10 protein-coding genes are annotated in these 12,738 nt (G+C 67.4%); 4 read left to right on the top strand and 6 right to left on the bottom strand.

Features of this window, described 5'->3' with window-relative positions:
* Positions 1 to 135 precede the first annotated feature (135 nt).
* Positions 136 to 3,387, bottom strand: coding sequence for a carbamoyl-phosphate synthase large subunit (gene carB, locus RJT68_RS04315; RefSeq protein ID WP_407039143.1), 3,252 nt, complete (start codon positions 3,385 to 3,387; stop codon positions 136 to 138).
* 430 nt (positions 3,388 to 3,817) lie between these two features.
* Here carB and RJT68_RS04310 point away from each other — a divergent pair, with 430 nt between their 5' ends.
* Positions 3,818 to 6,082: a PAS domain S-box protein gene (locus RJT68_RS04310; RefSeq protein WP_407039142.1), complete on the top strand. Its 2,265-nt coding sequence runs from the start codon at positions 3,818 to 3,820 to the stop codon at positions 6,080 to 6,082.
* A 69-nt stretch (positions 6,083 to 6,151) separates the two neighbouring features.
* Here RJT68_RS04310 and RJT68_RS04305 read toward each other — a convergent pair whose 3' ends face one another.
* From RJT68_RS04305 to RJT68_RS04295, 3 genes are all read right to left on the bottom strand, one after another.
* Positions 6,152 to 6,682 (bottom strand): DUF5815 family protein, encoded by a 531-nt coding sequence (locus RJT68_RS04305; protein WP_407039141.1) that lies wholly within the window; start codon positions 6,680 to 6,682, stop codon positions 6,152 to 6,154.
* A 114-nt stretch (positions 6,683 to 6,796) separates the two neighbouring features.
* Positions 6,797 to 7,207: a DUF7124 domain-containing protein gene (locus RJT68_RS04300; RefSeq protein WP_407039140.1), complete on the bottom strand. Its 411-nt coding sequence runs from the start codon at positions 7,205 to 7,207 to the stop codon at positions 6,797 to 6,799.
* 115 nt (positions 7,208 to 7,322) lie between these two features.
* Positions 7,323 to 7,541 (bottom strand): hypothetical protein, encoded by a 219-nt coding sequence (locus RJT68_RS04295; protein WP_407039139.1) that lies wholly within the window; start codon positions 7,539 to 7,541, stop codon positions 7,323 to 7,325.
* Positions 7,542 to 7,728: 187 nt separating this feature from the next.
* Between RJT68_RS04295 and RJT68_RS04290 the strand changes: the two genes are divergently transcribed.
* Both RJT68_RS04290 and RJT68_RS04285 read left to right on the top strand, forming a co-directional pair.
* Complete coding sequence (locus tag RJT68_RS04290) at positions 7,729 to 8,460, top strand: hypothetical protein (protein ID WP_407039138.1); 732 nt, start codon at positions 7,729 to 7,731, stop codon at positions 8,458 to 8,460.
* 140 nt (positions 8,461 to 8,600) lie between these two features.
* On the top strand, positions 8,601 to 10,040 hold the full coding sequence (locus RJT68_RS04285; protein ID WP_407039137.1) for a DUF4397 domain-containing protein: 1,440 nt from the start codon (positions 8,601 to 8,603) through the stop codon (positions 10,038 to 10,040).
* Positions 10,041 to 10,470: 430 nt separating this feature from the next.
* On the opposite strand, the gene RJT68_RS04280 is transcribed toward RJT68_RS04285, so the two are convergent.
* Entirely contained in the window at positions 10,471 to 10,746 is a 276-nt protein-coding gene (locus RJT68_RS04280; RefSeq protein ID WP_407039136.1) for a PadR family transcriptional regulator, read from the bottom strand.
* A 188-nt stretch (positions 10,747 to 10,934) separates the two neighbouring features.
* Between RJT68_RS04280 and RJT68_RS04275 the strand changes: the two genes are divergently transcribed.
* Entirely contained in the window at positions 10,935 to 11,528 is a 594-nt protein-coding gene (locus RJT68_RS04275; protein ID WP_407039135.1) for an NUDIX hydrolase, read from the top strand.
* 182 nt (positions 11,529 to 11,710) lie between these two features.
* Here the strand turns inward: RJT68_RS04275 and RJT68_RS04270 are convergent, their stop codons facing one another.
* On the bottom strand, positions 11,711 to 12,613 hold the full coding sequence (locus tag RJT68_RS04270; protein ID WP_407039134.1) for a hypothetical protein: 903 nt from the start codon (positions 12,611 to 12,613) through the stop codon (positions 11,711 to 11,713).
* Positions 12,614 to 12,738: the final 125 nt, after the last annotated feature.

The following is a 12,738-nucleotide window of genomic DNA, read 5'->3' as shown; positions in this document are numbered from 1 at the left end:
ACGTCTACAAAAACGTAACTGATCGAGAGGCAGTACTGGAGGTTGAACGCTGCTCTCGGGGGAACAGAGGAACGCTTAAATTGAACGAAATTCGGTCGACGCCGTCGGACTGGCTCGAGCGCGTCCGTCGCGCCCTCACTCGCTTTTGGGCTGGCCCCAGTACTCGTCGCGCTGGGGACGGTCCGTCACCGCCTGGACGTCGATGTCCTCGTCCTTGTGCTCGCGGGCCTCGAGGGCCGCCTTCGCCGACTGCTCGGTGGAAAAGTACGTAATCTCCTCCTCGACGGCGACCTCGAGCAGGTCGCGGTCGCGCGAGATGATGAGATCGACCTTGCCCTCGCGGACGGCCTGGGCGAGGTCGACCTCCTCGCAGAGGTCGTAGTACGCCGTGAAGCCCGCCACGAGCGCCTCGCCCTCCTCGGTGTCGGGGTCCGGGAACTCGTCGGCCGAGAGGTCGATCACGACGGTGCCGGATTCGGGGATCGGCTTGCCGACGGCGTCCTGGGCCTTGTCGTAGGCCTTACCGAAGGTATCGGCGGTGCCCATGACCTCGCCCGTCGACTTCATCTCCGGGCCGAGACGCGGGTCCGACCCCGGCAAGCGGTCGAACGGCAGGACGACCTCCTTGATCGAGACCTGTTCCGGTACCTGCTCGTGGACGTCGAGTTCCTCGAGGGTGGCCCCGGCCATCACCTTCGCCGCCAGCTTGGCGATCGGTACCCCGGTGGCCTTCGAGACGTACGGTACCGTGCGCGACGAGCGCGGGTTCGCCTCCAGGACGTACACCTCGGGCTCCTCGTCCGGGTCGTTCAGGCCGGTGACCGCCAGTTGGATGTTGAGCAGCCCGACGGTCTCGAGCGCGCGGGCGATGTCCTCGGCGATCTCGCGGACGCGGCGGTTGACGTCGCGGCCGAGCGAGCGCGGCGGGATCATACACGCGGAGTCGCCGGAGTGAACGCCGGCGCTCTCGACGTGCTCCATGATGCCGCCGATCAGCACGTCCTCGCCGTCGGAGACGGCGTCGACGTCGAGTTCGACCGCGTCCTCGAGGAAGTCGTCGACGAGGATCGGCTTGTCCGGGGAGACGCGGACGGCCTCCTCGATGTAGCGCTCGAGTTCCTCGTCGTCGTAGACGACCTCCATCGCGCGGCCGCCGAGGACGTAGCTCGGACGGACGAGCACGGGATAGCCGATCTCGTGGGCGAGCTCGAGGGCCTCCTCCTTCGAGAAGGCGGTGCCCCCGTCGGGCTGGGCGATGCCCAGTTCGTCCATCAGGGCGTTGAAGCGGTCGCGGTCCTCCGCGAGGTCCATCGCCTCGACGGAGGTGCCGAGGATCTCGCAGTCGAGGCCGCGACGGTCGATCTCATCGGCGAGCGGCTCGCCGATGTTCACCGACGTCTGGCCGCCGAACTGGACCATCACGCCGTCGGCGCCGGCCGCCTCGGCGACGTCGGCGACCTCCTCGGCCGTGATCGGGTCGAAGAACAGCCCGTCGGAGGTGTCGTAGTCGGTCGAGACGGTCTCGGGGTTGTTGTTGACGACGTGGGCGTCGATTCCGAGTTCGCGAAGCGCCTGGATCGCGTGGACGGCGCAGTAGTCGAACTCGACCCCCTGGCCGATGCGGATCGGGCCGCCGCCGACGACCACGACGCTCTCGACGTCGCGGTCGACCTCGAGTTCGCCCGCCGCCGCCGCGCCTTCGAGCGGGCCCTTCTCGAACTCCGATTTGCGCGAGGAGTAGTAGTACGGCGTCTGAGCCTCGAACTCGCCGGCGCAGGTGTCGACCTGCTTGTAGGTGCGCCCGGGCACTTCCTGCTCGACGGTGCCGACGTCGGTGCCGGCGGTGGCGGCGATCGTCGCGTTCGTGTGGCCGGCGATGGCGGCCTCGGTGAAGTCGCCCTCGGCGGCGTTGCGCACGGCCGCCGCGGCGCGCTCGAAGCGCTCGACGTACCACTCGAAGATGCCCGTCAGTTCGACGACGTCCTCGACGGTGTAGCCGCGGTCGAACGCCTCGAAGATGGCGTACGGGCGATCGGGCGACGGGCGCTCGAGGTAGCGCTCCTCGAGTTCCTCGTCGCTCACCTCGGCCCAGTCGACGTTCGGCTCGTACTCGGTGGAGCGCAGCGCCTTCAGCAGGCTCTCCTCGAAGGTGCGGCCGATGGCCATCGCCTCGCCCGTCGACTTCATCGCGGTCGTCAGCTCGAAGTCGACGTCCTCGAACTTGTCCTTGGGCCAGCGGGGCACCTTGGTGACGACGTAGTCGATCGCGGGCTCGAAGGCGGCGGTCGTCTCGCCGGTGATCTCGTTTTCGATCTCGTGGAGGCGCTTGCCGAGGGCGACCTTCGCGGTGACGCGGGCGATCGGGTAGCCGGTCGCCTTCGAGGCGAGCGCGGAGGAGCGGGAGACGCGGGGGTTCACCTCGACGACGCGGTACTCGCCGCCGGGGGTGCCGTCGTCGCGCCAGGCGAACTGGATGTTACAGCCGCCCTGGATACCGAGTTCGCGGATGACGTCGAGCGCGGCGGTGCGCATCTCCTGGTGGCCCTCGTCGGGGACGATCTGGGAGGGCGTGACGACCGTCGACTCCCCGGTGTGGATCCCCATCGGGTCGATGTTCTCCATGTTGCAGATGATGATGCAGGAGTCGTCGGCGTCGCGCATCACCTCGTACTCGTACTCGACCCAGCCCGCGATGGACTCCGTGATCAGGACCTCGCTGTTCCGCGAGAGGCGCAGCCCCTTGCGGACGCGCTCGAGCAGTTCCTCCATCTCCCCGACGACCCCGGACCCCGAGCCGCCGAGCGTGTACGTCGTGCGCGCGATGACGGGGAGGCCGCCGACCTCCTCGACCGCGTCCTCGACGCGCTCGCGCAGGTCGTCCTCGGTCAGTTCCGAGACCGACTCGCCCTCGTCGAGGGAGATGGTGGTAGAGCGCGGAACGGGCTGGCCGATCTTCTGCATGCGCTGGCGGAACAGGTCGCGGTCCTCGGTGGCGTAGATGGTGTCGAGCGGCGTCCCCATGATCTCGACGTCGTACTCCTCGAGGACGCCCTCCTCGGCGAGTTCGGCGGTGACGTTCAGCCCGGTCTGGCCGCCCAGGCCGGCGATGACCCCGTCCGGGCGCTCCTTCCGGATGATCTCGGCGATCGCCTCGGTCGTGATCGGTTCGATGTAGACCCGGTCGGCCATCTCCGGGTCCGTCATGATCGTCGCCGGGTTCGAGTTGACCAGGACGACGCGAGCGCCCTCCTCCTGGAGCGCCCGACAGGCCTGCGCGCCGGAGTAGTCGAACTCCGCGGCCTGCCCGATCTGGATCGGGCCGCTCCCGATCAACAGGATGGTGCGTCCGTCCCCCGTGGCGTCTCCGCCGTCGTGTTCCGTACTCATTGGTCTCTATCCCTCCGAAGTTCGCACATCGTAATAAGCCCCACGAAATAGTACGAAACTCGAAATCGAATTGCGAAATTCGAATCGGCCGCTCGCGTGACCGACGCGGACGACCGGCATCCACGCTCGAGCGGCCCCGCACGCCCGCCAGAGCGGCGGCTCGCTCGAGTCAGCCCGAGGGTCCGACGTGAACCGCGCTTCGATGCGTTGTGACCAAGCGAACGGGACAGAAACGAGCCGGAACGGTGCGATACCCGGCGAATAACCCGTGGTAAACCGACGAGCAACCGGCGAGAGACCGACGATCGACCGGTGACCCGCGAGAGACCGACGATCGACCGGTGACCCGCGACGGTCGGGAAACCGGCAAACCGTGCGAACCGGCCAAACCGCTTATACGCTCGCTCGGCCATCTCACGCATCAGACGAGATGGTTGGATCCCGCCCGCACGTCACCGGTTCGTTCGACGTCGTCTACGTGAGTTCCGACCAACGCCGTCGAGAGCGGGTGAGAGACGCGCTCTCCGAACTCGACGGCGTCTCCATCGAGGCCGTCCCGACCGCCGCCGGGTGTCGATCGCTGTTCGACGACGGCGCGGTCGACTGCGTGATCAGCGATCAGCGCCTCGAGGAGACGGACGGACTCGCGTTGCTCGAGTGGGTCAGGGGCCGCTCCCCCAATTGCCCGTTCGTACTGTACGCCGACGGAGACGAGTCCCTCGCCAGCGACGCGGTCGCGAGCGGGGTCGACGGCTACGTCCCCCGGTCGGCCGACGACGCCCTCGAGCGCCTGCTCGACACCGTCGCGCGAGCGCTCGAGGCCGACGCGGCGCGGGCGGTCGACGGCCACCGACTCGACGGCCTGCTCGAGGTGGAGTCGGCCCTCGAGTCGTGTACGGATCCGGCCGAGGCGGTCGCGATCGCTGTGGAGACGATGGACTCGGTGTTCGAGGCCGCCGGCTGCGCGATGTTCGCCGACATGAACACCCAGGCGTCCACGCGCTCGGAGGCGGACCTGGCCGTCGTGAAAGCGGTCGGCACCGGCGAGGGGCTGGCGTTCATCCGGGACAGCGCCGGCGGGGCGATCGCGAAGCGGTCGTTCACCGCCGACGAGGCGCAGCGAACGGACCCGATCCGGGAGTCGTACAACGTGGAGCCGCCGGCGTCGGCGATCAGCTCCGTCGTCTCCGTCCCGGTCGGCGAAATCGGCGTCCTGCAGGTCGTCTCGACGCACGAGAACGCCTTCGACGGCGACGCCGTGCGAATCCTGCGCGTCCTCGCCTCCCTCGTGGCGACGACCATCTCGCGCACCGGAACCGAGCACGTGCGCCTGCGCGAGCGATCACTCTTCTCGGCGCTGTTCCAGCCGCTGTTCGAGGCCGTCTCCGACGGCGTCGCCCTCACGGAACCCGGACCCGACGGCGAGGTGCTCGCGGTCAACGGCGCCTTCGAGGACCAGTTCGGCTACGCGCGGGACGCCCTCATCGGCGAGGTGCTCCAGACCTCGATCGAGTCCGACGGCGACGACCCCGCACTCGAGCCCGGCGATATCGAACCGGGGACGGTCACGACCCGCGAGGTGGAGCAGTCCTCGCCCGACGGCAAGGAGTTCCTCGTGCGCGAAGTCACCACCCGGATGGGCCGTGACACCTTCGAGTACCAGCTCTACCGAGACGTCACCGAACAGCGCCAGCTCGAGCGGGACGTCGAGCGGTTCCGAACGCTCGTCGCGCACGCCGACGACCCCATGTTCGTCCTCGACGACGAGGGTCGCGTCGACGTCGCGAACGACGCGCTCGCCGAGCGCCTGGGCGCGTCGCGGGAGGACCTCCTCGGGGAACACTACGCCGAGTTCTTCTCGCCCGAATCCGTCGAGGCGGGCGAACGCCTCGTCCGCGACCTGCTCGAGGACGACTCGCGGCGGAGCGACACCCTGGAACTGACGATCGATCCCGCGGCTCCGGAACGCGAACCGTTCCCCGCGGAGGCGACCCTCGCGGTCGCCGTCGACGAAGACGGTTCCTTCGAGGGGACCGTCGGCGTGCTCCGCGACCCCGCGTCGGAGCCGAAATCGGACGCCGACCGCCGACGCGACCGGACCGGGGGCGAAGACGGACCCACCCTCGAGGCCGAAGGTGGTCCGACCCCCGAGGCCGAAGTGGTCGCCGCGACCGCCCTCGAGGTCGCCAGGACCCTCTTCGGCTGGTCGATCACCGCCGTCTACCTCTGGGACGACGAGATCGAGGGGCTCGCCCCCGTCGCCGTCTCCGAGCGGACCGAAGCGGCCCTCGGCGACGTTCCAGTCGTCGAGGCCGGCGAGAGCCTCGCCTGGGAGGCCTACGACGAGGGCGAGCTCAAAACGTACGGCGGAAGCGACGACCGGGTCCGCGGCGAGCGCCTCGAGAGCGGGGAGAGCGAGATCCGGCGCACGGCCCACGTCCCGATGGGCGACCACGGCATCCTCCTCGTGGGATCGACCGAGCCCGGCGACTTCGACGACCGGACGCTGATTCCGGCGAAACTCCTCGCGGAGGGCATCGAGAGCGCGCTCGACCGCGTCGACGGGAATCCCGAACGGAAGTTAGAATCGGCACCGGCGCCCGACGGTGGCGACGACGGCGAAGACAGCAACGGCGATGACGGCAACGGCGATGACGGGACGCAGGCGCCGCTCGAGGGACCTCGAGGACGCTAGTTTCCGCCGGTTACGCCACCCCGCCGACCGGCCTCGAAACGGGATCGTTGTGCGGCTGTGTTCGAATCGTTAGGCGGGGCGATCGTGCTCGCTCTCGAAGTTTCGGACCGACCGGTACTCCTCGACGAACGCGCCGACGTCGAACTCGAGCATCTGGGACTCGAACTCGGTGACGGCGTCGTCGTCCTCGGCGTGGCTGATCGCGTGCTCCATCAGTTCGACGACGAGTTCGACGAGGATCTCGTGGAGCCGTCTCGAGTCGAAGTCCGCGATCCACAGGAGGGCGTAGCCGACGGCGCCGTCGCCGGAGGCGTCGTGGACGACGATTCGTTGGGGGAACTCCTCCATCGCGACGCCCATGAGGTGGGGCGTGCCGAACTCGCCGAACTCGTCTTCGGTCTCGATCGTCTCCCGGAGGACCGCCACGAACGACTCGGGGAAGAAGCGGGCGGGCGGGTGGACGTCCAGGACGACCGCGTGGTCCTCGCCGCAGGCGCAGGCGTAGTCGCGCATGCCGAGGTGGATCTCGTGCGGGTCGACGAACTCCCCGCAGGGCAGTTCGAGGCGGTCGCGCTCACCCGGGACGCGGGGCGTTGCCATCGACCGCTCTTGGGGCGCTCGAGCCAAAAGGGCGACGACTCGAGTCGACTCGCGGCGGTGACGGCGAAGGGAAGAATCGGAGCGCGAAGGGGAACGGGAGGACGGCGGGCGGAATCAGGGCCAGTCGTCGCGGACGGCGTCGGCGTCGTCCTCGTCCGGTTCGGTCTCGGAGGCCAGCATCCAGTCGGCCGCCTCCGCGGCGTCCTCGATGTCGAGGTACTCCCAGTCGACGGCCTCGGCGATGGCCTCGTCCTCCTCGGTCGCCCCGATGTAGACGTACCGGTCGGTGTCGAACTGCACCTTCACGTTCCGGAGGCTCTCCTCGACGCCCCGGGGACCGGAGAAGAAGTCCTGGCGAACGCGGTTCTTGCGCGTGAAGTTCGTGACGACGTACGTCGGTTTCTCCGATACGACGCCGATGTACTCCGTCCACGTGCGGGCGTCCTCGAAGACGCGTTCCGGCGAGGCCACCTGCTTCAGCGCCTCGAGTTCGAACGCGAGGGTCATGTCGCTGCCGCTGTCCATACGTGTCCGAAGACGAGGGCGGGGCAAAACGGCTTCGATACGTCCCGTACTCCGGGACCGCCGGCCCGCTCGCCGATCCTGAGAACGGAGAAGCGACCCGACCGAGCGCCGACGCTCAGTCGCGTTCGACGCGGTAGTAGTCGGTGAAGACGATCACCTCACCCGCTTCGAGCGACGCCTCTCCGGGATCGATCGACGTCCCCGAGCGGAGCGCCAGGAACTGCTCCAGCGCCCGCTCGTCGAGTTGGTCGACGTGTCTGACGGGGGCGTCTGACGGAATCGAGTCGATCGGTCGGAGCGTCACCGAGGGGAGGAGCGCCTCACTCGTTGGCATGTACATTGTTACCAAATGCCATAGTAGGTCTTAAGCGTTTCGGACGCCGGCCCGATACGTCGACCGAACGTGCACTCGAGTCGGTGGTCGTTCAATCGTCGATCGGCGACGTCGATCACGGCACTCGGTCGGGGCGACGGCGACCGACCCGCAACCGTTACCCGTGCACGCCCCCTCCCTCCGCGGGATGACAGAGGGCCTCGAGCGGGACGTCGACGGAACGGGCGAGATCGCGGACAGGCGGGACGACCTGGCGGCGCGGGTGCGCGCTCACGCCGGCGAGATCGCCCGCGAACTCGCGATCCTCCAGGGCGGGGACTACGGCGGCGAGACGTTCGACACCGAGACCGGCGCGTGGACGCTCAAGTACGAGGCGGGCGACGTCGATTACCTCCGGTACGAGCCCCGGTCCGGCGACGACGTCTACGTCGTCTCGAGCAAGCAGCCGCCGGAACCGGAGGCGCTCGAGCGGGCGATGGCTGACTACGACGCCTTCGTCGAGTCGTACAACGCGTACGTCGCCGACCTCGACGGGATCCTCGACGAGACGCCCGACGAGTTCCCCGAGGTGGCCTCGACGGCCTCGCTCGTGGCCGAGCGCGACCGGATCGTCGAGCGAATTCGACGCGTCGCCGACGCGATGGCCGGCGAACTCTACCGCTACGACGGCGAGTACGGCACGTACGCGACGACCGTCTCGGGGACCCGCTGGGAGTTGAAGTGGGACGGCGAGGCCGCCGCGTATCTCCGGGTCGGCGGCTCCGACGGTACCTACCTCGTCTCCCAGTACGGGCCGGCGTCGGCCCCCGAAGTGAAACGACTCGCCCCCGACGTCGCGGCGTTCGTCGACTCGTTCAACGAGTACGTCGACGACCTCGAGGCGGACCTCGACCGGGTGTCGCTCGAGACCGGCGAGTAGCCGGCGAGAAATCAACGAGTAGGGGACGATTTCGAACCCGTACGGCCGGGCTACGGCGCGAAACCGAAGTAAACAGGTCGACAACCGGGGTAACTGACCACCCCGTTTTTCCCGTCGTCGCCCCCGCTTCCGATCGTAGTATGACGCTATCTAGACGATCGACAATCAAGACGATCGGCGTACTCGGCGCGGGATCGGCCCTGACCGGAACGGCGCTGGCGCGGGCACAGGAGGACGACGAGGACGCGGCCGCGGACGACGAGGAACTCGGCGCGATCCGGGTCGGTCACTTCTCACCCGACGCGCCGGCCGTCGACGTCTACGTCGACGGCCAGGCGGTGCTCACGGACGTTCAGTACGGTGACCTTTCGCCGTACCTCGACATCGTCCCCGACACGTACTCGCTGACGATCACCGAGGCCGGCGACGAGGAAGCCGTGGTCTACGAGAACTCGATCGTCGTCGATGAGGGCTACTACACCGCCGCGGCCGTCGGCGAACTCGAAGGAGAGCCGACGGACGCGGATAGCGGTGCGGAGGCCGAGGACGACCCCGGCGCTAACAACGAGAGCGATACGGGCGCCAACGAGAGCAACTCTAGCGCCAACGAGACCGACGGGGATCTCGAGGTCTCGGAGGAGGGGTCGTTCGTCCAGGAGAACGAGTCGGCCCTCGACACCGAGAACGAGACCGACGGAAACGAGACCGACGGGAACGAGACCGCTGGAAACGAAACCAGCGGAAACGAAACTGACGAGGGAGTCGGCCTCGAGACGGTGGACGACGAAGAGGATGCAGGTGCGGACGCCGAGGGTACGTTCGAGGTCCTCGTTCTCGCCGACGAGGGGCCCGACGACGTCGAGTCGGGGACGGCGAGTCTCCGCCTGGTCCACGCGTCCCCCGACGCACCGGCGGTCGACGTCGCCGAGGCCGACACCGGCCGCGTCATCTTCGAAGACGTCTCGTTCCCCATGCCGTCGGGGTACCGCGGCGTCGAACCCGACCTGGACGAACTCGCCCTCTTCCCGGCGGACGAGACCGAGAACGAAGACGGCGTGCTCTCGGACGGATCCGACGAGAGCGACTCGAACGAGAGCAACGCCAGCGTCAACGAGACGGACGGCGGCCTCGAGGTCTCGGAGGAGTCGTTCGTCCAGGAGAACGAGACCGACGAAAACGAATCCGACGGAAACGAGACCGACGGAAACGAGACCGACGGAAACGAGACCGACGGCGGTGGCGGTCTCGACGGCCCGATCGAGCAGCCCGAACCGGCCGAGACGATCGACGTCTCCCTCGAGGAGGATCGAGCGTACACGGTCTACGCGTTCGGCTACTTCGAAGCCGACGACGCGACCGACGCCGAGGAAGATCGATCCTTCGAGACGCTCCAGGCCGTCGACGGTGAACGGACCGAGGTCGACGAGTCCACCGCCGGGGAATCCGAGACGGACGACGGCGAAGCGTCCGAGAGCGACGACGGCGCCGATAACGGCACCGACGAGTCCGGCGGAAACGAAACCGCCGAAAACGGCAACCGCAGTCACGGCGAGCACGAATCGGCCACCGCCGACGACTGATCCCGACCGCCCCTAGAAGACGACTGAACCCCCTCGAGGCGCTCCCCGGCCCGGCCCACCCCAGCAGTCGCGACGGGGTAGCGCTCGTCCCGGAGGAGGGAACGGTCGGGGAGCGGCGACCGGCGCGGTCATCCGCCGATCGCCGGACGCTCGTCGACCTCGAGGATTCGGGGTGAGTCGCGGTGAGAACGAGTTCGCCGTGCGATCGGGAGACGCGACGCTCGGACGAGTTACCGCCGAGTTCGTACCCAGTCCTTCCCCCGGTTTCACCGACGCCGGCGTAGCGGCGAGTCGACGTCAGAGCCGCCGCCGACGGCCGGCGACGCCGCCTCGGTCTCCATCGCTATCGACGCTGTCTCGGTCCCCGTTTCGGTCTCGGTCTCCGGCTTCGTCGTTCGGGACCGAGCGCGAGCCGACGGAGTGGACCGACTTAGACGTCGACGTACTGATTGACCCACTCCTGGCGCTTCTGGAGTTCGCGCCGCCCTTTCGGCGTCAGCGCGTAGTAGTTGGTTCGTCGGTCGATCTGTCCCTTCTCGACGAGATCCGATTCGACGAGCGCGTCGAGGTTCGGATACAGCCGACCGTGGGTGACCGGCTGATCGATGTAGTCGTTGATGTCGTCGAGGATCTCCTGGCCCGACGGTCGATCCTTCCCGGCGATGACGTACAGCAGGTCGCGTTGGAAGCCTGTAAGCTGATCCATAGATCACCCTCTGAGTCCCGAACTTCACCGATTCGTGGCTTTGTTATAGAGCGGATACACGCCGACGCGGAGACAGATTACGAAGGGGAGAGCCGGCGGAGAAGCGTCGACCTAGCCACCCCGATCCAGAATCGGCGACCGTCCGACGTGACGCGGCGCTTTTGCACCCTGACGTCCAAGCGGCCGTCATGCCCGCGGATCAACTCGCCTGGGAGACCCTCGACGGCCGAGTAGCCTATTCCTGCCCGGGATTCGACGTCATTAACGAGTCCGTTCGACTTCCGGACGGCACCGAAACCGATTTCGATTACCTCTCCGACGATCCGAGCGTCTGTGTCATCCCGTTTACCGCCGCCGGTAGCGGAGGCGGGAACGGGATCGGGTCCGAGTCGGGGGTCGAACGCGAACTCGTCTGCATCGAGGAGTGGCGCCAGGCCGTCTCCCGTGTCAGCTACGGCCTGCCCGTCGGCGGCGTCGAACCGGACGACGACGACCTCGAGTCGGCCGCCCGCCGCGAACTCGCGGAGGAAACCGGCTACGAGGCCGGGACCGTCGAGCCGCTGCTCACCGTCGAACCGGCGAACGGAATCGCCGATAGCGTCTTGCACGTCTTCGTCGCCCGCGGCTGTCGGCCGACGGGAGAGCAGCGACTGGATCACAACGAGAGCATACGCGCGCGCGAATCGACGCTCGAGGCCCTCACCGACGCCATCGCCGCCGGCGAGATTCGCGACGGACGGACGGTGCTCGCGATCTCGTACTACCGACTGTTCGCCGAGTGAGCGCGCGACGCGAACTGTCACGGTGGAATGATCGACCACCCACACCACAGCGGGGACGGTACACGTACGCGTTCGATGCGGACGTCACCCACGAGTACCGATCCATCGACCGAGTTCGTCGGCGGCGGAAAAAGAGTTGATCGTGGGTGCACCCTCGAACAACGAGGGAGCGAACGGCCGTTCTACGAGGATTCGTTGTCCGCTTCGTCGACCTCGTCGGTCGCGTTCTCGGCGTCCGCCGTCTCGTTCATCTCGCCGTCCTCGAGTTCGGAGACGTTCTCGTAGCCGACCGTGTCGACCGTCGCGTTGGAGATCGTGATCGACGACGCGGAGACCTCGGAGATGGTCTCGCCGTCCATCTCGGTCTCGTTCTCGTCGGTCGCGTTCTCGTCTTCGGCCGTGGCGTTCTCGTCCTCGCCGATCGTGGCGTTCTCGTCCTCGAGTCCCTCTTCGACCGATCCGACGGTCGCCGACTCGATGGTGACCTCGTCGACGTCGAACTGTTCGATCGTGACCTGTTCGAACTCCTGGTCGGCGTCGACCTCGGCCGTGTCGTTATCGTCTTCGGCCGTGTCGTTATCGTCTTCGGCCGTCATATTCTCTTCGCCGACCGTCTCGTTTTCACTCATCGAGACGTTCTCGATGGACAGTTGCTCGACGTCCATCGTCTCGATGGTGGCCTCCTGGACGGAGACGTTGTCGGTCTCCTCGTCGGCCGTCACGTTCTCGCCGTCTACTTCGAGCTCCTCGGCGGAGACGTTCTCGAGTTCGAGCGACTCGAGCGTCACGTTGGAGACCGTCACGTTGGAAGCGTTGGAGGCGTTCTCGCTCTCGACGCCGCCTTGAAGTTGTTCGGCGTCGGCGTCGAGTTGCTCGACGTTCATCTCCTCGATGGTGACGTTCTCGACCGTCGCGTTCTCGAGTTCGACCGTCTCGACCTGTGCGTTCTCGATCGTACCGCTCGTGCTCACGTCTCCGGTGTCCGCGTCGGCAGCTGTCGATGCACCCGCGAGGGCAGGACCCCCCGAGAGCGCGACCAACAGGGCAGCGACGACGACACCGATCGTCTGTGATCGTGTAACCATGCGCTCGAAGGCTACTACTACCATCGGGCTAAAACGAGGTGACTGTTACAGCGTTGTGTCGAAGAAAACCACTGTTAGAGGCGCGAAACGGTCTCCGAGGGCGATCACCGAAGGTCGGCCGTAAC

Source organism: Halovalidus salilacus (assembly GCF_031852275.1).
GTDB lineage: Archaea > Halobacteriota > Halobacteria > Halobacteriales > Natrialbaceae > Halovalidus > Halovalidus salilacus.
The sequence above is the reverse complement of the archived record's forward strand: the minus strand, read 5'-3'. Positions and strand labels throughout refer to the sequence as shown.

Bases quoted from the DNA above. Each gene is read 5' to 3' on its own strand.
- carB (WP_407039143.1), bottom strand. From the start codon at position 3,387: ATGAGTACGGAACACGACGGCGGAGACGCCACGGGGGACGGACGCACC.
- RJT68_RS04310 (WP_407039142.1), top strand. From the start codon at position 3,818: ATGGTTGGATCCCGCCCGCACGTCACCGGTTCGTTCGACGTCGTCTAC.
- RJT68_RS04305 (WP_407039141.1), bottom strand. From the start codon at position 6,682: ATGGCAACGCCCCGCGTCCCGGGTGAGCGCGACCGCCTCGAACTGCCC.
- RJT68_RS04300 (WP_407039140.1), bottom strand. From the start codon at position 7,207: ATGGACAGCGGCAGCGACATGACCCTCGCGTTCGAACTCGAGGCGCTG.
- RJT68_RS04295 (WP_407039139.1), bottom strand. From the start codon at position 7,541: ATGCCAACGAGTGAGGCGCTCCTCCCCTCGGTGACGCTCCGACCGATC.
- RJT68_RS04290 (WP_407039138.1), top strand. From the start codon at position 7,729: ATGACAGAGGGCCTCGAGCGGGACGTCGACGGAACGGGCGAGATCGCG.
- RJT68_RS04285 (WP_407039137.1), top strand. From the start codon at position 8,601: ATGACGCTATCTAGACGATCGACAATCAAGACGATCGGCGTACTCGGC.
- RJT68_RS04280 (WP_407039136.1), bottom strand. From the start codon at position 10,746: ATGGATCAGCTTACAGGCTTCCAACGCGACCTGCTGTACGTCATCGCC.
- RJT68_RS04275 (WP_407039135.1), top strand. From the start codon at position 10,935: ATGCCCGCGGATCAACTCGCCTGGGAGACCCTCGACGGCCGAGTAGCC.
- RJT68_RS04270 (WP_407039134.1), bottom strand. From the start codon at position 12,613: ATGGTTACACGATCACAGACGATCGGTGTCGTCGTCGCTGCCCTGTTG.